Here is a 23,808-nt window from a genome sequence, read left to right as displayed (position 1 = left end):
GCGTGCCGGCACGTCCCGGTGTTTGATGGCCGCCTCTTCTCGCCGGAGGCCTTGCCTTCCGCCGGGGTAGGGGGGGCCACACATGAACGAAGCCCAGGCCGGGTGGGTCGCGGCGTCCGGCGGTGTGCCCCCGCCGCTGCATGAGCTGCTTCAGCAGCTCCCTGCCTTCTTCGGCCTCTACCGCGGCCCCGGCCACCACATCGAGTTCAGCACCGCCACGCGCCTGCCGCTGCTCGACGCGCGAGGCCAGGTGGGCATCCCCCTGCGCGAGGCCTGCCCCCAACTGGAGGGCCCCGGCTGGCACGACGCCTGGGACCGCGTCTTCTCCACCGGAGAACCCCTGCACCTGCGCGAGGCCTCCGCCCGCGCGCGCCCCGCCGACGAGGAGCGCTTCTTCAACCTGTCCCTGCTGCCGCGACGCGACGCCCAGGGGAGGGTGGAGGGCGTGCTCGCCTTCGCGGTGGACGTGACGGAGCTCGTGCGCACCCGCCGCGCCGCGTGGACCACCGCGGCCTGGCGCACCGAGCGCCTCCAGGCGATGACCGCCGCGCTCTCCGAGGCGCTCACCCCCGCGCAGGTGGTGGAGGTGGCCGCGCGCGAAGGCGCCCTCGCCATGGGGGCCCTCACCGGCCTGGTGGTGGTGCCCACGGGGGCGGCCCTGGACGTCTTCGAGCGCGCCGCCGCGCACGGCTTCTCTCCCGGGGAGCTGGAGGGCTGGCAGCGCTTCGAGGTCTCCGCGACCTGTCCCCTCACGGACGTGACGCGCACCCGCGAGCCCTGCGCGCTGGGCTCGTGGACGGAGTGCATGGCGCGCTACCCCAGGCTGGCGCAGTTGTCCCGCGAGCGGACCCTGGCGGCGTGGGCGTGCGTGCCGCTGGTGAGCGGCGGGCGCGTGTTCGGCGCGCTGGGCCTGGGCTTCGGCGACGCGCGCGACTTCGACGGGCCGGAGCGCGCCTTCCTGCTGACGGTGGGCCGCCTGTGCGCGCAGGCGTTGGACCGGGCGCGCCTGTACGACGAGGAGCGCGCGGCCCGGAGCGCCGCGGAGGCCGCCAGCCGCGCCAAGGACGCGTTCCTCGCCACGGTGTCCCATGAGCTGCGCACGCCGCTCACGTCCATCCTCGGCTGGTCGCAGATGCTGCGGCAGGGCCTGCTGGGCGAGGACAAGCGCCAGCGCGCGGTGGAGGCCATCGAGCGCAACGCCCGCGCGCAAAGACAGCTCATCGAGGACCTGCTCGACATCAGCCGCATCGCCAACGGCCGCCTGCGCCTGGAGCCGGTGCCGCTGGAGCTGGGCAGCGTGGTGGAGGCGGCGCTGGACGCCGTCAGGCCCACGGCGCTCGCGCGCGAGCTGACGCTGCATGTCTCCGTGGACGAGGACGGCGTGCCGCTGTTCGGCGACCCGGACCGCTTGCAGCAGGTGGTGTGGAACCTGCTCTCCAACGCCATCAAGTTCACCCCGCCCGGCGGCCACGTGACGGTGTCCGCGCGCACGCGCGACGAGGGCGCGGAGTTGGTGGTGCGCGACGACGGCGAGGGCATCCCGCCTGACTTCCTGCCGTTCCTCTTCCAGCGCTTCCAGCAGGCGGACACCGGCGTGAGCCGCCAGCACGGAGGCCTGGGCCTGGGCCTGTCCATCGTGCGGCACCTGGTGGAGCTGCACGGCGGCGCCGTGACGGCCGCCAGCGACGGGCCGGGGAGGGGCGCCACGTTCACCGTCCTGCTGCCCCGCTCGCGCGTGGGCACGGCCCCGGGGTCCTCGCGCGAGCCGCGCCCCGTGGAGGGCCTGACGCTGCCGCGCTTCCCGGAGCTGGAGGGCCAGCGCGTGCTGGTGGTGGATGGCCAGCCGGACGCGCGCGAGTGGATGTCCGTGCTGCTCACCCGCGTGGGCGCGCACGTGCTCACCGCCACCAACGTCACCGACGCCATGGACGAAGTGCGCCGCTCGCCGCCCACGGTGCTGGTGACGGACGTGACGCTGGCCGGCGAGGACGGCTACTCGCTCCTGTACCGGCTGCGCGCGCTGCCCTGGGAGTCTGGAGGCGGCGTGCCCGCGCTCGCCGTCACCGCCGCCGCGCGCCGCGAGGACCGCGACCGCGCCCTGCGCGCGGGCTTCAGCGCCTTCGTCACCAAGCCGCTGGACGCGGTGGAGCTGCTCACGGCGGTGGCGCGCCTGGCTCCTCCGCTCGAACCGGCCAGCTCCTGAGGTCCTCCTCCTCGCGCCACTGCTGGAGGAAGTCCCCCACCTCCCGGGCGAGCCGCGCCCCGCACACGTCGCGCGGGATGATGTGGAAGCCCTCCGGGTACGCCACGTGCCGCACCGCGGGAGACGCCTTCATCCGCCGCGCGAGCCAGCGCCCGCCCTCCGGATCCACCACGTGGTCCTGGTCCGCGGTGGCCACCAGCACCGGACAGCGCACCCGGGGCGCGTCCGACAGCGCCAGGTCCTGCAGCCGGCACAGGTCGCGCAGCCGGGCCACCGGGAACACGGGCAGCACCGGCGCCTGCGCCAGCGCGGCGGGGTCGGAGATGTCCGTGCCGCCCTTGTCCACCCACGGCGTGGTCCACTCCAGCAGCGGCGTGCGGCACAACTGGCGCACCAGCGCCATGCGCGCGCCCCGGAAGCGCACCGCGGGCGCCACCAGCACGAGCGCGTGCACCGCCTCCGGCTGATGCGCGGCCAGCCGCAGCGCCAGGAGCGCGCCCATGGACAGTCCGGCGACGAACACGCGCCGGTGCCCGGAGAGCGACGCCAGCGCCTCGTCCGCGCAGGCCTGCCAGTCGCGGAAGTCCACGTCCAGCATCGCCTCCGGCGTGGTGCCGTGGCCCGGAAGCCTGGGCGCCACCACGCGCATCCCGCGCGCGGCCAGGGCCTCGCCCAGGGGGCGCACCTCCCACGGGCTGCCGGTGAAGCCGTGCAGGAGCAGGCAGGCGTCCGGCCCCCGCCCCAGGGCGAAGGGCGCGGTGGACTCCCCGTCGATGTCCCGCCAGCGCGTGCTCACCGGGAGGACACTGGCCACGGCGGGCCCCAGGCGCTATGCCGCCTGATTCATGGCCGACACTCCGACGAAGCCTCCTGAAGTGCAGCTCCAGGTGCAGATGACCGAAGAGGTGGCCAATGGCCAGTACAGCAACCTGGTCCTGGTGAACCACACGGACTCGGAGTTCGTGTTGGACTTCCTCTACGTCCAGCCGCAGCAGCCCCTGGCCCGCGTCCGCTCGCGCGTCATCACCAGCCCGCGCCACGCCAAGCGGCTCTTGAAGGCCCTCCAGGAGAACGTGCAGCGCTACGAGGCCCGCTTCGGCGCCATCACCCTGGGCGAGGACGAAGGCCCCCGGCACTGAAAGTGCGCGGGCCGTCCGGGACTTTCCCTCGCGGCCGTTCCCGGCGCACACTGCGCGGCATCGTGTTCCGCGCCCTCGTGTTCGCCGCTGCCCTGCTGTCCGCCGTCAACGCCTCCGCCCAGTGCACCGGGGACGGAGTGCAGTTGTATCCCGCGCCCGGCGGCATCGTCCCCACCAACATGCGCATCCTGCTGGAAGGCGTGGGCACCGCGAAGTCGCCGGTGCTGGGGCTGGTGGGCAAGCCGCTGAAGCTGGTCTCCACCGACCACGAGGTGAAGCTCAAGGTCACCAAGGGCTGGGAGAGCTCCCTGGGCCGCGCCACCGTCATCCTCAAGCTGGCGGAGCCGATGCAGCCGGACAAGCGCTACTTCCTGAACCTGCAGGAGGTGCTCCCCAACATCGCGCTCCTCAACGGCCAGGTGGGCGCGCAGCCGTCATGGCTGAGCGGCAAGGGACCGGACGCCAAGGCCCCCAAGTGGGTGAAGCGCCCCGCCGTGTCGGAGGGCTTCGTGCGCCGCTCGCCCCAGGGCATCGCGCGCTTCGTGAAGCTCAACCTGGCGCTGCGCGAGGAGAGCCCCGCCTTCCTGGTGGTGAAGCTGTCGCCGCGGCGGCTGGGCCTCTCGCCGCAGCAGTACCTGCTGCCCGTGCAGGGCAACACGGCTTATCTGGGCCATGAGGCCTGTGGCGGGGCGTTCTCCCTGGAGGACGGGCGCAGCTACCGCGCGCGCATCGAGGCCTTCGACGCGGCGGGCAACCTGGCGCCATCCACGCCCCCCGTGGACTTCGAGGCCCCGTCCGCCCAGGGCCCCTAGTAGTGTTTCCGCCCGTTCAACCCGAGACAGGGAGACAACGGGCATGACGGCGACGGTGGACGTGGAGGGTTTGAAGGGGCGCATGGCCGCCTTCATCCAGAAGCTCCAGGACGACATCTGCGGAGCCCTGGAGGAGCTGGACGGCCAGGGCCGCTTCCGCGAGGACGCGTGGAGCCGCCCCGGCGGCGGGGGGGGCCGCAGCCGCGTGCTGGAGGAGGGCGCCGTCCTGGAGAAGGCGGGCGTCAACATCTCCATCGTCCACGGCGAGCTGGAAGAGGCCTTCGCGAAGAAGCTCCAGGGCGAGGGGCGCTCCTTCTGGGCCGGCGGCCTGTCGCTGGTGCTGCACCCCAGGAGCCCGCATGTGCCCACCGTGCACGCCAACTACCGCTTCATCCACCAGGGCGCGCGCGCGTGGTTCGGCGGCGGCGCGGACCTGACGCCGTACTACCTGGACGACGCGGACGCGGCCCACTTCCACCGCGTGCACAAGGCCGCGTGTGACGCGCACGACCCCACGTACTACCCGCGCTTCAAGGCCGCGTGTGACCACTACTTCCACCTGCGCCACCGGGGCGAGGCGCGCGGCGTGGGCGGCCTCTTCTTCGAGAACATGGGCGGGGACCTGGAGCGCGAGTTCGCGTTCGTGCAGGCGTGCGGCAACAGCTTCATCCCCGCGTACCTGCCCATCGCGCGCAAGCACAAGGACACGCCGGTGACGGAGGCGCAGCGCTTCTGGCAGGAGGTGCGCCGGGGCCGCTACGTGGAGTTCAACCTCGTCTACGACCGGGGCACCATCTTCGGCCTGGAGACGCAGGGGCGCACGGAGTCCATCCTCATGTCGCTGCCGCCGCGCGTGCGCTGGCGCTACGACCACCACCCGGAGCCCGGCACGCCCGAGGCCCGGCTGGTGGAGGTGCTGCGCAACCCCCGGGAGTGGGCCTGATGGCGGCGGCTCCGGAACCTGGGGAGCCCGGCCCCGCGCGCCCGCGCAACACGGCGGTGCGCACGGGCATCGCCGTCACCGTCTTCGCGGCGATGGCCGCCACCGGCCTGTTCATCGTCCGGTTGTCCGCGATGAAGGCCTCCGGGACCGTGCCGCCGGAGCAGGTGGCCACCGAGGCGCGCGTCCAGGTGCTGGCCCTGTGCGACGCGGTGCAGGGCTTCCGCGACGAGCACGGCGACTACGTGTCCGTCGCGCCCGCTCCCGTCCCCGTGCCCCGGCACGGCGAGGCCGTGCCCTTCCCGAAGGACCACGAGGACTTCCGCCGCATCGGCTTCGACCCCGGCCCCACCGTCCACCTCCAGTACGAGGTGCGGGTGGAGGAGAGCCCCGTGGGCGAGCCGGAGGTGTCCTGCTTCGTCCGCGCGGACACGGACGGGGACGGCCTCAACGCCGTGTACCGCGTCCGTCTGGATGCCAACGGGATGACGACCCCCGTGGAGGTGGAGCACGAGGGGGAGTAGCCCCCCATGCAACTCGGGCTTCTCGTTGTGCGAGAATCCCCCGTGATGGGAAACGTCGGCGACATCCGCGGCCCCCGCGCAGGAGGTCCCTCCGGCCCTGGTGGGCCCCGCTCCGGCGGTGGCCCCTCGGCGCCCGCGAGCCCGTCGCCGGCGTCTCCGTTCCGCGATGACGGGATGGAGACCTCCACCCGCACCACCTCGCCCGGTGACCGCACCCGCATCGGCGCTCCGCCCGTGGGGCTGCCCCCCGAGGCCGACGGCGGCGCGCCGCTGGAGCCTGGAAGCGAGCCCGGCGAGCCCGGCCTCCCCGGCGGTGAAGGGACGGAGGCCGGCGCCTCCCTGGATGGCGGCGACGTGGGCCCCCGTTCGGTCCGCGCCGGCGTGCCCAACCGGGGCCCGCAGGGCACGACGCGCGCGCCCCGCGCGGACGCCGGCACGGGCTTCGAGTCCCCCGGCGCGGCCCCCCAGACTCCCCGGCGCAAGGGCGCCGACGGCTTCCGGACGCCCGGCTCCCTCCCCACCACCGCCAGCCCCTACCTGGGCGCGGGCGAGGCGCGCGGGCCGGTGCTGGACGTGGAGTCGTTCATCCCCTCCGACCTGGACGACCTGGAGGGCCACCTCGCGGTGGGCAAGCGCTTCGCGTCGGACGCGGCGCTGCTGTCCGCGCAGGTGCGGCCCTCGTCGCTGCCCTCGTCGGACCGGGTGGCCCGCCTGTGGGCCTTCTTCGCCGCCTACGCGGAGGCCGCCGCGCGGCACCCGCCCGAGGAAGAGGGCAGGGCCGCCTTCGAGCAGGCCCTCAAGGACCAGGGCTTCGCCCAGCTCCAGGACGCCCACACCGGGCAGAACGGCGTGGCGGCCGGGATGTGGGTGATGGACGCGCCCACGCCGGAGGAGGCCCGCGAGCGCGCGGACGCCGTCCAACTGGAGCCCCCGCCGGACGTGCGCCACTCCGAGCAGGCCGCCCCGCTCACCCCCGGCCTCTACCAGCCCCTGCCCGGACCCTTCATGCGCCGGGACGCCCAGGGGCGCCCCCTCCAGAACGACGACCCCCGCGACCGCCAGGGCACCGACCGCCGCCTGGGGGCCCGCATGTTCTGGAACGTGCTCCACGCCTTCCGGGCCGGCGAGGACACGGAGGACTCCGCCGTCACCCAGGCCCAGTGGGACCGCATGGTCTTCGGGGCGGTGCTGGCCATGGTGGGCCTGGCCCTGGCGGCCATCGCGCTCGTCAGCTCCCTCTAGGAGCGGCGGGGCGCGTCGAAAGCCTTGGGCTTGGCGCGGCCTGTGTTACGGTGCCGCGCACTTGGCCACCGACGACCTCACACTCGTCAAGCGCGTCCGCAGCGGGGACCAGCGCGCCTTCAAGCTCCTCGTCGAGCGTTACCAGCGCAAGGTGTATGCCGTCGCGCTCGGAATGCTGAAGGACAAGGAGGAGGCGATGGACGTCTCCCAGGAGGCGTTCGTCAAGGTCTACAAGTACCTGGACCACTTCAAGGGCGACGCGTCCTTCTACACGTGGCTCTACCGCATCACGTCCAACATCTGCATCGACGTGCTGCGCAAGCGCCGCGGCGGCGGCGAGCCCGTGGAGTTCGACGAGACGCAGGACGTGGACCTCTCCGAGGCCCGCATCGGCGCGCTCGGCAGCCGCCTGGGGACCAATCCCCAGAAGAGCGCCCTTCGCAAGGAGCTGGCGGAGAAGATCCAGGAAGCGCTGGCCACGGTGCCGGAGAAGCACCGCGCCATCCTCCTGCTGCGCGAAATCGAGGGAATGTCCTACGAGGACCTGGCCCGCACGCTGGACATCCCCAAGGGCACGGTGATGAGCCGGCTCTTCCACGCGCGCGCCAAGGTGCAGAAAATCCTGGGGGATTACCTGGAGCTGGACGAAGCCAAGAGCGGGGTGGGCAACGAATGAGGATGCCAGAAAGGCCTCCTCGAATATCCGTGGGTCCCGTCGCGTCCCCACCGACGAATTCCCACCAGCCCGCAGGGTGAAGAGTATGGCCGGAAATCCCGCGTGTGAGCGCTTCGTACCGCTCCTGTCTCCCTACATCGACGGTGAACTCGCTCCCGGGGAGCGCGTCCACGTGGAGCGGCACCTGGCCGCCTGCCGGGACTGCACGGGCCGCGCGGCGGACCTGCGCGCGGAGTCCGGGCTGCTCCGGGTCGGCCTGGACATGGCGGTGGACGACGTCGACTTCAAGGACTTCGCCCAGAAGGTCATGGCCCGGGTGACGCCGGAGAAGCCGCCCCTCATCGAGCGGATGCGGCTGGCCCTGTCGGAGATGTTCCTCTACCAGCGCACGGCGATGATCTCCTCGCTGGCCACCGCCGCGGTGGTGATGCTGGTGGCGCTGCCGCTGGTGCTGCGCGACACCGCGCCGGAGGGCTACGCCGCCGAGCGCATGACGGTGAAGTCCATCCAGTCCTACCAGGGCGCCCGCGTGGCCCCGGTGGTGATGGAGACGGAGGGCGGCGCCTCCATCATCTGGATGGTGGACGAGCAGGAGCAGGCCCCGGAGCCCGTGAAGGACGCCGCCGGGCAGAAGAAGCCGGGCGCGGCGCAGTCCCAGGATTCGAGCGTGGAGTCGGAGGACCTGGAAGGACAGCCGACGCCGGCTCCGTCCGTCCCGCCCCGGCCCACCGGAGGAGCACTATGACGAAGCCGACGTGGGCGGTGCTGGCACTGCTGTTCGCCGTGGGCCTGGTGCTGGGGCCGGCGGTGGCCTCCGCCCAGGAGCAGAAGGTGAAGGTGCAGGTGGAGGTGGTGCTGGCCTCCAACAAGGGCACCGTGGTGGACCCGCCGGAGCTCTCCAAGATGAAGGAGGCGTTCCAGAAGCAGAACTTCAGCTTCACCTCCTTCAAGCGCATGTCGCTGGACACCGTGGAGGTGGGGGCCCAGAAGCCCACGGAAGTGAAGCTCCCCAACGGGACGAACGCGTCGCTCCAGCTCCTGGGCATGAAGGACGGCAGCGCCACGCTGCGCGTCATCATCCCGAACCAGTCCTCCGTGGAGGTGGAGCTGGGCCGCCAGGGCGCCGTGTACCAGAAGGCCGGCAAGCACGTGGGGGGCGAGCTCATCCTCGTCCTGGTGCCGCCGTCGAAGTAGCCGTGTGAGTCGTGCCGGATGCGCGCCGCCCCCAAGGCAGGCGCCGTCCGCGAAAAGCCCCACCCTGACGCCTGGATGGCCCCCTCCTCCCCGGGCGGCCCCGCGTCAGGGCTCCTCCCCCCTGAATCTTCCCCGGTCCTCGCACATCCACCCCTGCGTGGCCGGTGTGCTGCCCCGGCGTCGGACGGCTCCGTTCCACGCCTGACGTGCGCCGGGGGGCGCATCGCACCGGCGGGCAGGAAAGAGGGCGGAACTCCCTGCCGCGAGGCTGAAAAAAAGTCAGTCTTGCCCGGCGGTACAGGGGCACTTCCAGGCTTTCTTCCCTCGGAAAACGCCGGGTTGGGCGACGGCACGGCAGTTGCTCTTGGGTCTGAGGGCAGGGCGGGCGGGACGGTGGGCGGGCAGGGCGGCGGGGCGGGGCAGCACGGGGCGGTACGGGGCAGGGCGGGTCGGGGCAGCAAGGCAGGACGGGGCGGTACGGGCGGGACGGGGCAGGGGCAGCACGGCGGGACGGGGCAGGGCGGGTCGGGGCGGTACGGGCGGGACGGGGCAGGGGCAGCACGGCAGGACGGGCGGTACGGGGCGGTACGGCACATCACGCAGACGGGCAGACTCTTCATCCTCGGAGAACGAAGACCATGGCGACCAAGACCCAGAAGCAGACCATCCAGCGCAAGGCCCGTCAGATGAAGGCGAAGACGGTCAAGGCCGTGTCCAACGCCGGCAAGCAGGCGAAGCGCGTGCAGGTGACGCTCGGCGACCTGATCGCCGCGGCCTTCGACACCGTGGGTGGCGAGGCTCGCAAGGTGGCCAGGGTGGTCTCCTCGACCGACATGACGCTGGCGACCGGAAAGCACATTGTCTTCGTGGGGTGATGCTTTCCGCCGGCCGGGCGCGGACGACATCAGGGATCCACTCCAGGGCCAGGTGACCGACGTGAAACGCATCCTCAACCCCGGACGCAACTGCTGGACGCGGACGGAAACGCATGACGCGGGCGTGCTGGTGGACGCCCGGGACTATTACCGGGAGCTGTACCGGGCCATCCGGAAGGCCCGCCGATCCATCGTCATCACCGGCTGGCAGTTCGACAGCGACGTGACGTTGCTGCGCGGCGAGGACCTGGAGGAGGCACAGGGCGGGGAAGTCCGGCTGCTGCCGCTGTTGGACCAGATGTGCCGGGAGAACCCGGAGCTGCACGTCTACATCCTCGCGTGGGACTTCAGCATGCTGCTCGCCATGGAGCGCGAGTGGATGCAGCACATGCTCTTCAACTGGACGACGAACGAACGGCTGCGCTTCCGCTTCGACTCCTCCAGTCCGCTCTACGGCGCCCACCACCAGAAGCTCGTCGTCGTGGACGGCGTGATGGCGTTCACCGGCGGCATGGACGTGTGTGACTGTCGCTGGGACGACCGGGACCACCCCGCGCGCTCGAAGCTGCGCTGCGACTCCGGCCGCGACCCGCACGGGCCCTACCACGACGTGCAGACGGTGCTGACGGGCCCCGCGGTGAAGCCGCTCGCGGAGCTGTTCGAGGCGCGCTGGGCGCACTCGGGCGGGGGCGAGTTCCACCTGGAGCCCGTGAACCGCGACGACATGACCTTCGAAGCGACGATGCCCGCGCCTCCGGGCCCGGTGGCCATCAGCCGCACCTTCGGCAAGACGCTCCTGCCGCCGCAGGACGAGGTGCAGGAGATCCGCGCGCTGTACGTGGACGCCATCGACGCGGCCGAGCGCTTCATCTACATCGAGAACCAGTACTTCTCCTCACGCGCCATCTACGACGCGCTCGTCAAGCGCATGCGCGCGGCCGGGCGGCCCCGGCTCCAGGTGATGCTGGTGCTGCCCCGTCAGCCGGAGGCGCTGCGCGAGCAGATCGCCATGGGCGTGGCCCAGGTGCGCCTGTTGCGCGCGCTGCGCGAGGTGGCCTCGGAGACGGGCCACGGCTTCGCGGTGTACGGCTCGGCGGCGAAGGACGAGGACGGCTCGGACGTCTTCACGTACATCCACTCGAAGGTGCTCATCGTGGATGACACCTTCATGACCATCGGCTCCGCGAACACGACCAACCGCAGCCTGGGGTTGGACTCGGAGCTCAACCTGAGCTGGGAGGCGGAAGCCCCCGGCGACGCCGTGTCGCGCGCCATCCGCCGCGTGCGCGTGTCGCTGATGGCGGAGCACGTGGGCCTCGCTGGCGTGGCCGCGCTGCGCCCGCTGGTGGACGCGGAGCACCTGGTGGAGGCGTTGGACGGGCTGGCCCTCGCGGGACAGCACCGGCTGCGTCCGCACCCGCTGGAGACGGTGTTCGACCAGAACCCCCTCTTCAAGCCGCTGGAGCCGGAGGAGTTCCTCATCGACCCGGAGGAGTCGGTGCTGGACGAGTCCCTCTTCGAGGCCCTGCACAAGGGCGACGACGGCCTCTTCGCCTCCGGCGTGCGCCTGCTGTCGCGCTGGCTGGTGGGCAAGTCGTGCGAGACGGCCCGGCGGCACAGCGCCATCCTGCCGTGCGAGCCCGCCCCGGAGGAGGGCGGGACGGTGGGGAACTAGCGGCGGGCGAAGTCCACGCCAACGCCCGCGCCGACGCTCACGCCGCGCACCAGCGTGTCGTCCGGCTGCGGGAAGGTCACCGTGGCGCCGGCGCCCCAGATGTACATGGCGGGCAGCACGCGCTGGCGGAACTCCGCGGCCACCGAGTAGCGGGGGTTGTCACCCAGGCCCATCACCACCACGCGCGCGATGCCTCGCGACTCGCCGCCCGGGGTGCTGAAGCTCAGGGACAGGTCGCCGTCCGTGCGGCCATAGGCGGAGTACTCCACGGCGCCGCTCGCCACCACCTCCGGCGAGTCCGGTCCGTCGCCGCGCGCCACGGACAGCTCCAGGTAGCCGGAGAAGTCCTTGGGCACGCGCTGGTCGGCCTGGGGCTCCTCGGAGAGGCCCACGCCGGAGAAGCGCGCCAGCTCGTAGCCCGCGCCGAAGTAGCCGAAGCGGAAGCCGCCGCCCTGCCGGCGCCCCTGCACCGTGACGCTCAACTGCGTGCCCTTGAAGTTGCCCTCGAACGCGACGCCCAGCAGGCCGCCCACGTCCTGCGCGCCCTCGTTGAGCCGCGCGCCGCCCGCGAGCAGGGCCCACGAGCGCAGCCGCTCGCCCTTGTACATGGCGAACTCGCCGCCCACCGACGCCACCGTGGCCTCCGGCGTCACCCCGCCCGCCTCGCCGAAGTCGTGCGCCGCCGAGGCGCGCACCAGGTAGCGGTCGAAGTTCGCCTCGCTGTCGCTGGCGATGCGGCCGATGTCCAGGAGCAGCTCGCCGGAGAACACGCGCGCGGCGAGCACGTCGCTGGCCAGGAGCTGCACGCGCGCGGGCCCCGCGGTGAACGACAGCGTGCCGCCCGCCGGGTGGTAGTTCGGGTTGAGCTGGTTGTCGTAGCGGTTCACCAGGTAGCCGCGCCCCAGGGACTCCTCCAGGAACGGCTGCACGCGCAGCCCGAAGCGGCCGGACTCGTCGCCAATGCGCAGCAGGCGCACCACCTGTCCGAAGTCGCTGCGCTCGTCCCAGTCCTCGCGCCGCAGCCACGCGCCGTAGTCGTCGTCCTTCTGCTTCGGCTCGCTGTCCAGCAGCCGGAAGCGCAGCGGCGCGCCCAGCATGAAGGCGAAGTCCTCGCCGCCATCCACGCCCAGCGACGGGTACGCGTAGGCGAACAGGTCCTGCTTCCCACCCCGCGTCCCGGACGGGAAGCTCAGCGGCCCCACCTCCAGGAGCGCCCGGAACCCGATGCCGTCCGAGCCCTCCGCGCTCCCCGGGGATTCCGACGCGGAGTACGGCCCCCGCGGCGGATCATTCGGGACCTCCTCGATGGTGGAGGACTGGGAGTGAAGCAGGGCGAGAAGGGCCACGAAGGGAGCACCAGTCATTGGTGCTCACTCTAGTTGGCGGGGCGCGGGCTGGACAGACGAATACCCGGGACGACCCGCGAGCGGGCTTTCCCGGGTATCCGCCCTCGCGTGGGGCGCGATGACTAGTTGGTGGGATCCGGCGTGGCGTCCGTCTCCACCTTGGAGCGGTCCGTGCTGGAGGCGTCGTCCCGGTCGCTGTTGAGGGCGTCGGACGACCCGGTCTCGTCGCTCACGTCGCTCTTGCCGTCGGTGCGGGTGGAGCCGGAGCCGCCGGTGCCGCCCAGGTCGCCCTCCGTGCCCAGGTTGCCCTTCTCCTTGGGATCGCGGTTCTGGTTCACCGCGCCGGAGGGGGACTGCGTGTCGCCCAGCTCGGTGGGCGTGTTCTGCTGCACGTCCCACTTCTGGCCGTCGCCGGTCTTCACGGCCTCGTCGGGAGCGCCGGAGCCGCCGGTGGCCTCGCCCTCGTAGACGGTGGGCGCGTCCATGCGGTCGCGCTTCTCCAGGTCGCTGACGTTGCCGGTCTCACCGGGCAGCTCCTGGTTGGAGGAGTCCGGGGACGAGGAGTCGATGCTCCCGCTGGTGTCCGTGGTGCTGCCGGCGCTGCCGGAGCCGCCGATGGCGCCTGCCTCCGGCGAAGAGGCCTCGCGGGTGTTGGCGTTGTGGCTGGCGCAACCGTACAGCGACAGGGCGGCGATCGCCGCGAACAGAGGGAGCTTCATGGGAACTCTCCGTGTGTGTCGGGTGGGTTCAAGTCGGCTGCCAGAAATTGGGTTGCCCTTCCGACAGAGACAAGGACACACACGGTCCTCTGCTAACTGACCCTTACCTGAGCGGCCGGGCGAGCGGGCGCCCAGGTGCCGCGCCGTAGGCGCCCTCGCCAATCCCAATCACGACGCGCGTCCGCCCCGCGGAGACACCTGCTTGACTACGGCTGTAGTCAGGCGTACCTTGCTTCTTGACTACAGTTGTCGTCATGAAGGGCAGGGCGCATGAAGAAGCCGGTGGGAGAGCAGGAGCTGGCGGTGCTGCGGTACGTGGCCGAGCACGGGCCAGCGACGGTGGGTGAAGTGGCCGAGCGCTTCGGTGAGGCGCAGGGCCTGGCGCGCTCCACCATCCTGACGGTGATGGAGCGGCTGCGGCTGAAGGGGCACCTGACCCGGAGCAAGGTGGACGGGGTGTTCCAGTACGCCTCGCCGGTGGCGCCGCAAGAGCTGCTGCGCGACGTCGTCGGGAACTTCGTGCAGCGCACGCTCTCCGGCTCCCTGTCGCCGTTCGTGACCTATCTGTCGGAGACGGAGGACGTGTCCGACGAAGAGCTGAAGCAGCTCCAGGACGTCGTGGCGCGCCTGCGCCAGAAGCGGAAGGAGTGAGCCCGTGACGCCTCTCATGACCTCGCCGTGGTGGTCGTCGTGGTCGGAGTCGGTGTGGCGCGCCTCGTGGCAGGGGGCGCTGTGCGCGCTGGCCGTCTGGGTGCTGGCCCGGGCGGTGCCGCGCCTGCCCGCGGCCCTGCGCGCCGGTCTCTGGTGGCTGGTGGCGCTCAAGTTCGTGCTCACGCTCGGCTGGCCCAAGCCCATGCCGCTGGCGCTGCTGCCCGAGGAGGCCGCGACCGCGCAATCCCAGACGCTCCGCGTGGAGGGCGCGCAATCCCAGACGCCGGACGTGGTGGTCATGATGCACACGGAGCCCGAGGTGCGCGGCGCCCCCGTGCGCATGTCGGTGTCTCAGCAAGAGCGGACACCGGCTCGCGTGGAGGAGCCCTCGGCCGGGGCGCGGGTCGCCGCGTTGTTCAAGAGCGCGGTGGCGTCGCTGCGCGAGCATCCGTGGACGGTGGGTGGGGTGTGGGCGCTGCTCGTGCTGTGGGGCGCGGGCGTGGCGTGGAAGGTGCGGGGCCACGTGCTGGCGTGGCGTCAGGTGCGGGGCATGCGGGAGCGCGCGCGGCCCCTGCGTCACCCGGTGCTGGAGGAGGAGGCGGAGTTCCTCGCGAATGAAGCGGGCCTGCGGCGTCCGCCCACGCTGCTCGTGTCGGACGAGGTGGTGAGCCCGCTGGCGGCGGGGCTGGTGTCGCCGGTCATCGTGCTGCCCGCGAAGGCGCTGCGTGACCTGCCGGAGGACTCGTTGCGCATGGCGCTGGCGCATGAGGTGGCGCACCTGCGGCGCGGGGACCTGTGGTTGGGCTGGGTGCCGGCGCTGGCGGAGACGGTGCTCTTCTTCCACCCGCTCGCGCGCCAGGCGGCCCGTGAGTACGCGCTCGCCCGGGAAGAGGCGTGCGACGCGGAGGCGCTGCGTCTCACCGGCGCGGAGCCCGCGGACTACGGCGAACTGCTCATCGCCTTTGGCATCACCCGGCCTCCGGGCAGCGCAGCGGCGCTCGGGGCGTCGGCCCACCTTCACGCGCTGCACAGGAGGCTCCGCATGCTGGAACATGTCGACGTCGTCCCCACGAAACCCCGCCGGTGGCTGAAGGGGGCGCTGTTCGCCCTCGGCGCGGTGGTCCTGATGCCCTTCCAGGTCGTCGCCAAGGCGCCCGCGGAGAGCACCGCCCCCACCGCGAAGGACGCGACCCCCGCCCCCGTCAAGGTGGGCACCGTCAAGCAACTGCCCGAGGACGCCGCGCCGGCCTCCAACGCGAAGCCGTCGACCGCGTCGAAGCCCACCGTGACGGAGCACACCGCGAAGGCGACGGGGACTCCCTCGGATGCGCCGCCGCTGCCCGCGCTTCCCGCGCTGCCTCCTCCCACGTCGGGGGCGGCGAGGTCCATGCTGGTCACCCTGCCCGCGCCGCCCGCGCCCGCGCCCATCCCGGACAACGACAAGCGGGCTCCGGTTCCGCCCGCGCCTCCCGCGCCTCCGGTCGCTGGCAGGCCCACCCCGCCCGTGCCGCCCGCGCCTCCGGTCGCTGGCAGGCCCACCCCGCCCGTGCCTCCCGCGCCTCCGGTCCGCGGCGCGGTGTCCCCGCTGGCCCCCATGCTCGCGGTTGCGCCGCGTCCTCCCGCACCTCCCGCGCCTCCCGCGCCTCCGGACATGGACCTCGATGACGGCGACACCTTCGCGTACCTCTCCGACGGCCGCACGATGATGGCCGGCTCCACGGACGACATGTACCTGGCGCGCACCTTCAAGCAGCAGGGCAAGGACCTGCTCTTCGTGCGCCGCGACAACAAGCCCATGCTGATCCGCGACGCGAAGACGCTGGAGCAGGTGCGCAAGCTGATGGAGGACGACCGCAAGCTGGGTGACGCGCAGGGCGCGCTCGGTGAGAAGCAGGCGGCCCTGGGCCGGCAGCAGGCGGAGCTGGGCCAGAAGCAGGCGGAGCTGGCCTACCCCATGTCCCAGATCGCCGCGAAGCACGCCGCCATCGCCTCCAAGCGCGCGGAGATCGCCATGGAGCGCGCCCGCCTCCACTCGCTCGCGGACGGCCCCGACCGCGACCGCAAGGAAGCGGAGCTCGACAAGCGCGACGACTCCTTCGACACGGAGCTGGAGGCGCTCGACAAGCAGCAGGAGGAACTCAGCGAGAAGCTGGAGGCGCTCGGCGAGCAGCAGGCGAAGCTGGGTGAACAGCAGGCGAAGCTCGGCGAGCAGCAGGGCAAGCTGGGCGAGCAGCAGGCGGCGCGCGGCCGCGAGAACATGAAGAAGGTGATGGCCGTCATCGACGAGGCCATCCGCAAGGGCCTGGCCGAGCCCCTGCCCACCTGAGGACGGAGGGCGCGGCCCCTCGATGACGGCGCACGCGGGGGTTCCCTCCACCGGGACCCGGTGTGAAGCCTGTCTCGGAGGTCGCCATGTCCGCCGCCGTCCCGCAGCACACGTCACGCACCACCATCGACATCCTGGTGCGCCGGGTCCGTGAGGGCTCGAGCGCGTGGGCGAAGCTCGCCCTGACGGAGCGCATCCGGCTCCTGGAGGACCTGTGCCACGCGTACGCCGCCATCGCGGAGCCCAGCGTGCGCGCGGCCTGCGAGGCGAAGGGCATCGACCCCGGCGGTCCACTCGCGGGTGAGGAGTGGCTCGCCGGGCCCATGGTGGTGGTGCGCAACCTGCGGCTGCTCTCGGACGCGCTGAAGGACATCCAGAAGCACGGCGTGCCCGTCATCCCCGCGAAGCACCTGCGCACGCTGGAGGACGGGCGGCTCGCCGCGCGGCTGTTCCCCCGGCACCGGCTGGAGGGGATGCTGCTGCCCGGCACCACGGGCGAGGTCTACTTCCAGCCCGGCGTCACCGCGGCCAACCTGCGCGAACACCAGGCGTCCTTCTACAAGAAGCCCCACAAGGGCCGGGTCTGCGCGGTGCTGGGCGGCGGCAACGTCAACTCCATCCCGCCCATGGACTGCCTCTACAAGCTCTTCGTCGAGGGCACCGCCTGCGTGCTCAAGATGAACCCCGTCAACGCGTACCTGGGCACGTTCCTGGAGCAGGCCTTCGCCCCGCTCATCGCGCGCGACGCGCTGGCCATCGTGTACGGCGGCGCGGAGGAGGGCGCGCAGTTGGTCCACCATGACGCGGTGGACGAGGTGCACATCACCGGCAGCGACAAGACCCACGACGCGCTCGTGTGGGGTCCGCCCGGCCCGGAGTCCGATGAGCGCCGGAGGAGGAACGAACCGCTGCTCGCGAAGCCTGTCTCCAGCGAGCTGGGCAACATCTCCCCCGTGGTGGTGGTGCCGGGGCCGTACTCCGACGGCGAGCTGCGCTTCCAGGCGAACGACATCGCCGGCATGGTCGCCAACAACGCGTCCTTCAACTGCAACGCGGCGAAGCTGCTGGTGCAGCCCAGGGACTGGAGCAAACGCGGCATGTTGGTGGACCGCATCCAGGCGAGCCTGGGCCACGCGCCCGTGCGCCGCGCGTACTACCCGGGCGCGCGGGAGCGCTGGCACCAGTTCACGGACGCGCGCCCGAACCTGCGGCTGGTGGGCAACCCCGGCGAGGGCGACCTGGCCTACGCGCTGATTCCAGACGTGGATCCATCGAAGACGGACGACCGCGTCTTCCACCACGAGCCCTGGTGCACGGTGCTGTCGGAGACGGGGCTGCCGGGCTCCGACGAGCCGGTGGCCTTCCTGGAGGCCGCAGTGGCGTTCCTCAACGAGAAGGTGTGGGGCACCCTGAACGCCACCCTCATCGTCCACCCGAAGACGCTGCGGGACCCCCGGGTGCGCGCGTCGGTGGAGAAGGCGGTGCGGGACTTGCGCTACGGCACCGTGGCCCTCAACACCTGGCCCGCGGCGGCGTACGCGCTGGGCAGCATGCCCTGGGGCGGCCATCCGTCCACGTCGCCCCGGGACATCCAGAGCGGGCAGGGCTGGGTGCACAACACGTTCATGCTGGAGTCCATCGAGAAGGCGGTGCTGCGCGCCCCGCTCACGGCCCTGCTCTCGCCCCCGTGGGTGCCGGGTCACAAGGGCGTGGCGGCGCTGGGCCGCCGGTTGGTGGAATTCGAGCAGTCCCCGTCCTGGTGGAAGCTGCCGGGTGTCGCCCTGGCCGCGCTGCGCCGGTAGGGGCAGGCGGGGAGGCGGGGATTCTGGAGGCTCGTGGTAGGTAGGGGGGCCATGGCATCCAGGTACGCGCAAGAGGGTGGGCAGTCGCTTCAGCAGGGGCAGCCGGCGGAGGCGGTGAAGAGCTTCCAGAAGGGCCTCTCCATCGACCCGAAGGACGTGGACTGTCTGATGGGCCTGGTGCGCACCCACCTGAGCACCGGCGCCGCGAAGGAGGCCGAAGGGGCCGTGACGCGCCTGTTGCAGGTGCAGCCGGACAACACGGAGGCTCAGGCGCACCTGGCCATGCTCAAGGCGCAGGCCGGAGACCCCGTGGCGCTGGTGACGCTCAAGGCGCTGGCCGCCGCGCCCACCGCCGGCTACTTCGAGCGCTTCAACCTGGGCACGCTCCTGGCCGAGCGCGGCGACCTGGAGGGCGCGAAGGCCGCCTTCGAGGCCGCGCAGGTGGTGGCGCCCCACAGCGTCTATCCGCACTTCGAGCTGGGCCGCATCGCGGTGCTGCGCAAGGACACGGCGGCGGCGGCGGCGCACTTCCAGCAGGCCTCCGCGCTGGCGCCCCAGGAGGCCCTGCCGCACCTGATGCTGTCGCGCGCGCACGCGGCGAACGGCGCCATCGGGGCGGCCATCGCGGCGGCGACGCGGGCCCTGGAGCACGCGCAGGGCCGCACGCGCGTGGCGGTGTTGCAGGACCTCTTCCGCCTCTACCTCCAGGCCAGCAGCAAGGACGCGGCCCGCCGCACCATCCTGGAGCTGCGCGAGCTGGACCCGGCGCAGGTCCGCTACGTCCACCTGCACGGCCTGGCGAGCATGCTGGCCGGGGAGCTGGCGGAGGCGAAGGCCCTCTTCACGGAGGCCCTCCAGCGCGCCCCGAACCAGTGGGACATCCGCCACTCGCTGGCGCAGGCGCACGAGGCGCTGGGCGAGCGCGCCGAGGCCCGCAAGCTCCTGGAGGAGACCGTGGCGGTGGTGCCCCACGAGCCCGGCCCCACCAACGACCTGGTGCGCCTGTTGATGGGGGACCAGGACCACGCGCGCGCCCGCGTGCTGCTGGAGCGGGTGCTGGAGGCGAACCCCGAGGACGCGCTCACGCACCTGAACCTGGCGCGCGCCACCCAGCCGTTCGACCGGGCGGAGGCCACCCGGCACGCCAGGCAGGCGCAGTCGCTGGGCACGGCGGACGCGTCCGTGAAGGACCAGGCGGCGCAGCTCCTCACGGAGCTGAGCGGCTGACGCACCCCGTCTTCCCCTGTCCCGGGCCCGTGCCTACCTTCAGGCCCGGTCCAATCCGGGGCAGGGGGGCGCATGCGCAAGGCGGAGCAGGCATTGATCGAGCAGTTGGAGGCGCGCTTCCGGGAAGTGACGCGGCTGCTCTACACGACGTCCATCCCCGCGTCGGTGCTGGACGCGGAGCTGATGCCGATGATCGCGGAGGACGTCACCTTCACCGACCCCTGGCAGAAGGGGGGCGGCAAGGAGACGTACCGCAAGGGCGCGGCGGGCTTCCACTGCATGTTCCGCTTCGACTTCGACATCTTCCAGCTCAACGTCCAACTGGAGCCGGACGGCAAGAGCGGGCGGGCCATCGTGGACGGGGTGATGAACCTCAAGCAGTTCGCGTGGCTCTACACGTACCCGCTGCGCACGCTGCTCGTGTACGACTTCACGCTCCAGCGCGGCGAGGACGGCGGTGAGGTGCTGCCGCTCATCCACGCGCATGAAGAGATGTGGAGCTTCGGCGACATGATCGCCAACGTGCCCGGCGTGGGCGCGCTCTACGACCGCTTCCGCAACGCCTTCAGCGTGGGCTTCCTGGCGGCGTCCGCGCTGTGCGGGCGCATCAAGTCATCTCCCTGACGCGCGCGTGTCTTGGTATGTAGGGCGGGTCTTCTTGTTGGGGGGCCCGCGATGCGCCGTACCGTGAGGGGAATGTGGTTGGCGCTGGCCGCCATGGGCTGTGGCGGCGAGGACCTGCAGGCCCCCGACATCACCAGTGTCCAGGCCACGCGGCTGGAGGATGGCCGGGTGTCGCTCGATGTTTATGTCATTTGCGCGGTGCTCAAGGGGCAGCGGCCGGCGGACGACGACTGCGGATGGCCGGAAGACCAACCCCTTTGCGTCGATGCGGCTTGGCACCCGGCGCAGGACACCACCTTCAGCGCGCCCCTGTTCTCACAGCGGACGTGTGAGCCGGCCGGCACCCGCATCTACAGGACCATGAAGGTCGTCTCGCCGGACGCCGTCCCCGTGGAGCGCGGCCTGCGCATCCGGGTCCAGGTGGATCCGCGCACCACCCGCTTCATCATCGCCAGCCCCTGAGGTCCCCATGTCCCCGCGCATCCCCTGGATGTTGACGTGCTGTGGCCTGCTTGCCGCGTGTGGCTCCGGCTCGGACCTGGTGGGCGTCCGGGCCGCCACCGCTGTCCGGGACGCGGACGACCACGTCACGGTGACGGCCATCCTCACGTGCGTGCCGCGGGACGGCTCCCTGGGTGGGGACTGCGACGCGGACGGCGAGGAGCACTGTGTGATGGCCACCTGGGACAACGGGTACAGTCCGTCGTCCACGAAGAGCATCACGTCGGGCGTGCAGTGCGTGACCCCGCCGCGGGTCGAGGGCGCGACGGTGGTCATCCGTTCGTTGGACCCCGTGCCGCGCCAGGGGGCCTTCACCATCCAGCTCGGCTTCACGCCCAGGGTCGTCATCGACAGCCCGTGACGGGCCACCTCAGGCGGGGATGCGCTTCTCCGCCTGGAGTTGACGCACCCGCGCCGTGTGCTTCGTCGTCATGGAAGAGGCCCGCGAGGGGGAAGGGTGTCTGTCTTTTCAGCGCCCGAACAGCCCGCGCCGCTTCGCCGGCTGTGCCTGTCCGCCCAGGCGGGACAGGCGCTGGCCCAGGATGCGGCTCATCTCCAGCGCGACGGCGGGGTTGGCCATCATCACGCCGCGGAAGTCCTCGCGGCCCACGGCGGCCAGCTCGCACGGCGTGGCGGTGACGGCGGTGGCGTTGCGGGGCTCGCCCGTGAGCAGGGCCAGCTCTCCGAAGAAGCCGCCCTGCTTCACCGTGGCCACCGTCTGCCGGGAGGCGTCCTTCATCGCCACCTCGCCGGAGATGACCACGTAGAACGTCTCGCCCGCGTCGCCCTGGCGGAACAGCTCCGTGCCCGCGGGCGTCTGGAGCAGCTCCGCGCCGCGCGCCACCGTCTCCAGCTCGCCGTCACTCAGCGGCGCCAGGAAGTCCAGCTTGCGCAAGGTCGTCGCCAGCGACGACGCCAGGCCCGCGCCCAGCGGCGGCTCCGACGTGAGGAACTCCACCGCCTGCGCCACCTGCGTGCGCCGCGCCACGAGGATGACGTTGTGCCCGGCCTTCAGCACCGTGTTGCCCTCCGGCAGCGCGGTGTGGCCCTGCGGATCCACCAGCGCGATGAAGATGCACTCGCGAGGAAAGCCCTCCATGCCGCGCACCTGCGCCACCGTCTGCCCCGCCACGCGGGCGCGCACGGGGATGGCCAGCTCGAACAGGAGCGCGTCGCCGCTGCTGAGCGGCAGCGACCCGGACACCTGCGGGAAGTCGATGGCGGTGGTCATCTTCGCCACCACCACGTCCGCCTCCGCCACCAGCTCCTTCACGCCCGCCAGCCGGTACGCGTCCCGGTAGTTCGTGTCCAGCATCCGCACCATCAGGCGCGCGCTGGACGTGGAGCGCACCAGCATGGCGAACGCCAGGTTCGCCGGGTCGTGCGCCAGCACCGCCGCCGCCACGTCCGCCGTCCCGATGCCCGCCGCCTCCAGCACGCGCGGGTTGGTGGCGTCCCCGCACACCGTCACCACGCCCACCTCTTCGAAGAGGCGCGCGCAGATGGCCGCGTCGCGTTCGATGACCGTCACCGTGTGCTGCTCCGACACGAGCCGCGCCGCCAGCGCGCCGCCCACCCGTCCTCCCCCCGCGATGACGATCTTCATGACGCCTTGTGCTCCTTGCCTTCCAGGCTCGCGTGCCCGCCGTGCAGCACCTTCTCCAGGTCCAACATCCGCGCGTCCAACTGCGCCAGCATCTCCTCCGCCGTCCCCTCCGGAATCAGCCCGTTGCGCCGCGCGCCCTGCAACGCCGTGCGCTCCGCGTCGATGAGCCTCCGCCGTGTGCTCAGGAGGTCCTTCGCCCCTTCCGCCAGGTGCTGCTCGCTGATGCGCCGCAGCTCCCGCTCCGCCCGGGCGATGTTCACCTGGTACTCGCTGCGCAGGTGCTCATAGGCCGCGCGCGGCAGCAGGCCCTGCGAGTGCAACGCGTCCAGCTCCACGTGCGCCGCGCGGCTGGCGATGAGCTTCCCGCGCTGCTCCGCCATCTCCAGCGCCACCGCGTCCTGCTGGAACAGCCCCAGCCACTTGAGCGCGCCCGTGAGCATCAGCCCCTGGCCCACCATGGACACCAGCGTGACGCCGAACGCGATGGAGACAATCTGCTCGCGCGCGGGCGTGGTGTCCGGAAGACCCAGCGCCAGACCGATGGACAGCGCGCCCTTGATGTTGCCCACCAGGAACACGTGCTGCCAGCGCACCGGGATGGACTCCGCGGGCTTGAACAGGCGCAGCAGCAGGAAGGGCAGGTAGATGGCCACCGCGCGCCCCAGCACCACCGCCACCACCGCGATGCCCACGCCCGGCAGGTGCCCCTGGAGCGCCTCCGGCCGCGTGTCCAGGCCCACGGAGAGGAAGAGGAACGTGTTGACGCCGAAGGTGGCGTACTCCCAGAAGGAGTGGATGGCCACCTGGCTCTGCGGCGCCACCTCCCGCCGCAGCGTCACGCCCACCGCCAGCCCCGCCACCACCGCGGAGATGGCGCCCGACAGGTGCACCTCTTCCGCCATCACGTAGGACGCCAGCGCCACCGCCGTCGTCACCATGATCTCCGCGAGCGGATCCTCCGCGCGCCGGATGATGAAGCCGCCCAGCAAGCCCAGCGCCAGGCCCACCACCGCCCCGCCCACCGACGCGAGCAGCACGTGGCCGCTCAACAAGCTCAGCGAGGGCGCCGCGCCGCCCGCCACCACTGACGCGATGGCCGTGTACGCCACCAGCGCGGTGCCGTCATTGAAGAGGCTCTCGCCCTGGATGATGCCCGACAGCCGCCCGGGCACCGGCGCGCGGCGGAAGGCGTAGAGGATGGACACCGTGTCCGTCACCGCGAGGATGGAGCCCAGGAGCAGCGCGGGCCCCCACGCCAGGTGCAGCATCCAGTGCAGCGAGGCGCCGGTGGCGCCGATGGCGAGGACCATCCCCAGCGTGGACAGCAGGCCAATGGGGACCGCGTTCGCGCGGATGCCATTGAGGTCCGCCATGATGCCGCCCTCGAAGAGCAGCAGCGGCAGGCAGATGAGGAACACCACCTGGGGATTGAGCGGAGGAACCCCCGGCAGCAGGTGTGCAACCGAGATGAGCAAGCCACCAAGCACCAGCGCGACGTTGTACGGCACGCTGGCCCGCTTGGCGGCGATGGCAAGCGCGATGGCCGCCACCATCAGGCCGATGAGGATGGGTACTTCCAGCAGCACGGCGACTCCACTGGGACCGGGAAGGGACGCGAAGCTTTCCAGATTCGCGCGGACCGTGCACGGGCACCGTCCGCTTTTCATCGCCCCGCCCGAGGCCCCGCCCGCCTGCCTTCCCCCCGTCGGAAGTGCGCCCTGGCGAT

Annotated in this window: 23 protein-coding genes; 18 read left to right on the top strand and 5 right to left on the bottom strand. The window is 72.1% G+C overall.

The features are described 5' to 3' along the window. The first annotated feature begins 82 nt into the window (after positions 1-82). Positions 83-2,203 (top strand): ATP-binding protein, encoded by a 2,121-nt coding sequence (locus K8612_RS10685; protein ID WP_223762202.1) that lies wholly within the window; start codon positions 83-85, stop codon positions 2,201-2,203. Here the strand turns inward: K8612_RS10685 and K8612_RS10680 are convergent. Beyond that, a complete protein-coding gene (locus K8612_RS10680) occupies positions 2,154-2,978 on the bottom strand; it encodes an alpha/beta fold hydrolase (RefSeq protein WP_223762314.1) in 825 nt (274 codons plus the stop codon). The two genes, K8612_RS10685 and K8612_RS10680, sit on opposite strands and share 50 nt — an antisense overlap. A 70-nt stretch (positions 2,979-3,048) precedes the next feature. Between K8612_RS10680 and K8612_RS10675 the strand changes: the two genes are divergently transcribed. The 10 genes from K8612_RS10675 to K8612_RS10630 all read left to right on the top strand — a co-directional run bounded on the left by K8612_RS10675 (position 3,049) and on the right by K8612_RS10630 (position 11,280). Continuing rightward, a complete protein-coding gene (locus K8612_RS10675) occupies positions 3,049-3,342 on the top strand; it encodes a DUF3467 domain-containing protein (RefSeq protein WP_223740968.1) in 294 nt (97 codons plus the stop codon). A gap of 59 nt (positions 3,343-3,401) precedes the next feature. Continuing rightward, entirely contained in the window at positions 3,402-4,154 is a 753-nt protein-coding gene (locus K8612_RS10670) for a hypothetical protein (RefSeq protein ID WP_370639936.1), read from the top strand. A 43-nt stretch (positions 4,155-4,197) separates the two neighbouring features. After that, the gene (gene hemF, locus K8612_RS10665) at positions 4,198-5,097 is read left to right on the top strand and encodes an oxygen-dependent coproporphyrinogen oxidase (RefSeq protein WP_223740970.1); all 900 of its coding nucleotides are present in this window, start codon (positions 4,198-4,200) and stop codon (positions 5,095-5,097) included. Further along, the gene (locus K8612_RS10660; RefSeq protein WP_223762201.1) at positions 5,097-5,618 is read left to right on the top strand and encodes a hypothetical protein; all 522 of its coding nucleotides are present in this window, start codon (positions 5,097-5,099) and stop codon (positions 5,616-5,618) included. Before hemF ends, K8612_RS10660 begins: the two co-directional genes overlap by 1 nt. Before the next feature lie 174 nt (positions 5,619-5,792). Continuing rightward, positions 5,793-6,860, top strand: coding sequence for an Immediate early protein ICP0 (locus K8612_RS10655; RefSeq protein WP_223762200.1), 1,068 nt, complete (start codon positions 5,793-5,795; stop codon positions 6,858-6,860). Between the two features lie 61 nt (positions 6,861-6,921). Next, positions 6,922-7,536 carry an RNA polymerase sigma factor gene (locus tag K8612_RS10650; RefSeq protein ID WP_014400131.1) on the top strand — a complete coding sequence of 205 codons (615 nt, stop codon included), beginning with the start codon at positions 6,922-6,924 and terminating at the stop codon, positions 7,534-7,536. An 85-nt stretch (positions 7,537-7,621) separates the two neighbouring features. Then, positions 7,622-8,281: an anti-sigma factor gene (locus K8612_RS10645; protein ID WP_223762199.1), complete on the top strand. Its 660-nt coding sequence runs from the start codon at positions 7,622-7,624 to the stop codon at positions 8,279-8,281. Beyond that, the gene (locus K8612_RS10640; protein WP_223740974.1) at positions 8,278-8,730 is read left to right on the top strand and encodes a hypothetical protein; all 453 of its coding nucleotides are present in this window, start codon (positions 8,278-8,280) and stop codon (positions 8,728-8,730) included. Before K8612_RS10645 ends, K8612_RS10640 begins: the two co-directional genes overlap by 4 nt. A 638-nt stretch (positions 8,731-9,368) precedes the next feature. Beyond that, positions 9,369-9,605, top strand: coding sequence for a chaperonin (locus K8612_RS10635; RefSeq protein WP_120608198.1), 237 nt, complete (start codon positions 9,369-9,371; stop codon positions 9,603-9,605). A 61-nt stretch (positions 9,606-9,666) separates the two neighbouring features. Further along, the gene (locus tag K8612_RS10630) at positions 9,667-11,280 is read left to right on the top strand and encodes a phospholipase D-like domain-containing protein (RefSeq protein ID WP_223762198.1); all 1,614 of its coding nucleotides are present in this window, start codon (positions 9,667-9,669) and stop codon (positions 11,278-11,280) included. On the opposite strand, the gene K8612_RS10625 is transcribed toward K8612_RS10630, so the two are convergent. Together K8612_RS10625 and K8612_RS10620 are read right to left on the bottom strand one after the other, a co-directional pair. After that, complete coding sequence (locus K8612_RS10625; RefSeq protein WP_223740976.1) at positions 11,277-12,644, bottom strand: hypothetical protein; 1,368 nt, start codon at positions 12,642-12,644, stop codon at positions 11,277-11,279. The genes K8612_RS10630 and K8612_RS10625 overlap by 4 nt on opposite strands. Positions 12,645-12,748: 104 nt before the next feature. Continuing rightward, positions 12,749-13,345 (bottom strand): hypothetical protein, encoded by a 597-nt coding sequence (locus tag K8612_RS10620; protein WP_223762197.1) that lies wholly within the window; start codon positions 13,343-13,345, stop codon positions 12,749-12,751. Positions 13,346-13,615: 270 nt separating this feature from the next. Between K8612_RS10620 and K8612_RS10615 the strand changes: the two genes are divergently transcribed. The 7 genes from K8612_RS10615 (at position 13,616) to K8612_RS10580 (ending at position 20,837) form a co-directional block, all read left to right on the top strand. Beyond that, positions 13,616-13,996, top strand: a complete 381-nt coding sequence (locus K8612_RS10615) for a BlaI/MecI/CopY family transcriptional regulator (RefSeq protein WP_120547074.1) — start codon at positions 13,616-13,618, stop codon at positions 13,994-13,996. A gap of 4 nt (positions 13,997-14,000) precedes the next feature. Next, positions 14,001-16,322, top strand: coding sequence for a M56 family metallopeptidase (locus K8612_RS39210; protein WP_373692098.1), 2,322 nt, complete (start codon positions 14,001-14,003; stop codon positions 16,320-16,322). An 86-nt stretch (positions 16,323-16,408) separates the two neighbouring features. Continuing rightward, entirely contained in the window at positions 16,409-18,124 is a 1,716-nt protein-coding gene (locus tag K8612_RS10600; protein ID WP_223762196.1) for an aldehyde dehydrogenase, read from the top strand. A 51-nt stretch (positions 18,125-18,175) separates the two neighbouring features. Then, positions 18,176-19,351, top strand: a complete 1,176-nt coding sequence (locus tag K8612_RS10595; protein ID WP_223740980.1) for a tetratricopeptide repeat protein — start codon at positions 18,176-18,178, stop codon at positions 19,349-19,351. Between the two features lie 72 nt (positions 19,352-19,423). After that, on the top strand, positions 19,424-19,975 hold the full coding sequence (locus K8612_RS10590) for a hypothetical protein (protein WP_223740981.1): 552 nt from the start codon (positions 19,424-19,426) through the stop codon (positions 19,973-19,975). Positions 19,976-20,053: 78 nt separating this feature from the next. Beyond that, entirely contained in the window at positions 20,054-20,437 is a 384-nt protein-coding gene (locus K8612_RS10585) for a hypothetical protein (RefSeq protein ID WP_223762195.1), read from the top strand. 7 nt (positions 20,438-20,444) lie between these two features. Further along, on the top strand, positions 20,445-20,837 hold the full coding sequence (locus K8612_RS10580) for a hypothetical protein (RefSeq protein WP_223762194.1): 393 nt from the start codon (positions 20,445-20,447) through the stop codon (positions 20,835-20,837). 108 nt (positions 20,838-20,945) lie between these two features. On the opposite strand, the gene K8612_RS10575 is transcribed toward K8612_RS10580, so the two are convergent. Both K8612_RS10575 and K8612_RS10570 read right to left on the bottom strand, forming a co-directional pair. Beyond that, positions 20,946-22,082, bottom strand: coding sequence for a cyclic nucleotide-binding domain-containing protein (locus K8612_RS10575; protein WP_223740984.1), 1,137 nt, complete (start codon positions 22,080-22,082; stop codon positions 20,946-20,948). Then, the gene (locus K8612_RS10570) at positions 22,079-23,668 is read right to left on the bottom strand and encodes a cation:proton antiporter (protein WP_223762193.1); all 1,590 of its coding nucleotides are present in this window, start codon (positions 23,666-23,668) and stop codon (positions 22,079-22,081) included. Before K8612_RS10570 ends, K8612_RS10575 begins: the two co-directional genes overlap by 4 nt. Between the last annotated feature and the right edge of the window lie 140 nt (positions 23,669-23,808).

It is taken from the genome of Corallococcus sp. AS-1-6, assembly GCF_020037015.1.
GTDB lineage: Bacteria > Myxococcota > Myxococcia > Myxococcales > Myxococcaceae > Corallococcus.
The sequence above is the reverse complement of the archived record's forward strand: the minus strand, read 5'-3'. Positions and strand labels throughout refer to the sequence as shown.

Bases quoted from the DNA above. Each gene is read 5' to 3' on its own strand.
- K8612_RS10625 (WP_223740976.1), bottom strand. From the start codon at position 12,644: ATGACTGGTGCTCCCTTCGTGGCCCTTCTCGCCCTGCTTCACTCCCAG.
- K8612_RS10645 (WP_223762199.1), top strand. From the start codon at position 7,622: ATGGCCGGAAATCCCGCGTGTGAGCGCTTCGTACCGCTCCTGTCTCCC.
- K8612_RS10675 (WP_223740968.1), top strand. From the start codon at position 3,049: ATGGCCGACACTCCGACGAAGCCTCCTGAAGTGCAGCTCCAGGTGCAG.
- K8612_RS10620 (WP_223762197.1), bottom strand. From the start codon at position 13,345: ATGAAGCTCCCTCTGTTCGCGGCGATCGCCGCCCTGTCGCTGTACGGT.
- K8612_RS10590 (WP_223740981.1), top strand. From the start codon at position 19,424: ATGCGCAAGGCGGAGCAGGCATTGATCGAGCAGTTGGAGGCGCGCTTC.
- K8612_RS10655 (WP_223762200.1), top strand. From the start codon at position 5,793: ATGGAGACCTCCACCCGCACCACCTCGCCCGGTGACCGCACCCGCATC.
- K8612_RS10600 (WP_223762196.1), top strand. From the start codon at position 16,409: ATGTCCGCCGCCGTCCCGCAGCACACGTCACGCACCACCATCGACATC.
- K8612_RS10615 (WP_120547074.1), top strand. From the start codon at position 13,616: ATGAAGAAGCCGGTGGGAGAGCAGGAGCTGGCGGTGCTGCGGTACGTG.
- K8612_RS10660 (WP_223762201.1), top strand. From the start codon at position 5,097: ATGGCGGCGGCTCCGGAACCTGGGGAGCCCGGCCCCGCGCGCCCGCGC.
- K8612_RS10640 (WP_223740974.1), top strand. From the start codon at position 8,278: ATGACGAAGCCGACGTGGGCGGTGCTGGCACTGCTGTTCGCCGTGGGC.
- K8612_RS10685 (WP_223762202.1), top strand. From the start codon at position 83: ATGAACGAAGCCCAGGCCGGGTGGGTCGCGGCGTCCGGCGGTGTGCCC.
- hemF (WP_223740970.1), top strand. From the start codon at position 4,198: ATGACGGCGACGGTGGACGTGGAGGGTTTGAAGGGGCGCATGGCCGCC.
- K8612_RS10575 (WP_223740984.1), bottom strand. From the start codon at position 22,082: ATGAAGATCGTCATCGCGGGGGGAGGACGGGTGGGCGGCGCGCTGGCG.
- K8612_RS10580 (WP_223762194.1), top strand. From the start codon at position 20,445: ATGTCCCCGCGCATCCCCTGGATGTTGACGTGCTGTGGCCTGCTTGCC.
- K8612_RS10595 (WP_223740980.1), top strand. From the start codon at position 18,176: ATGGCATCCAGGTACGCGCAAGAGGGTGGGCAGTCGCTTCAGCAGGGG.
- K8612_RS10635 (WP_120608198.1), top strand. From the start codon at position 9,369: ATGGCGACCAAGACCCAGAAGCAGACCATCCAGCGCAAGGCCCGTCAG.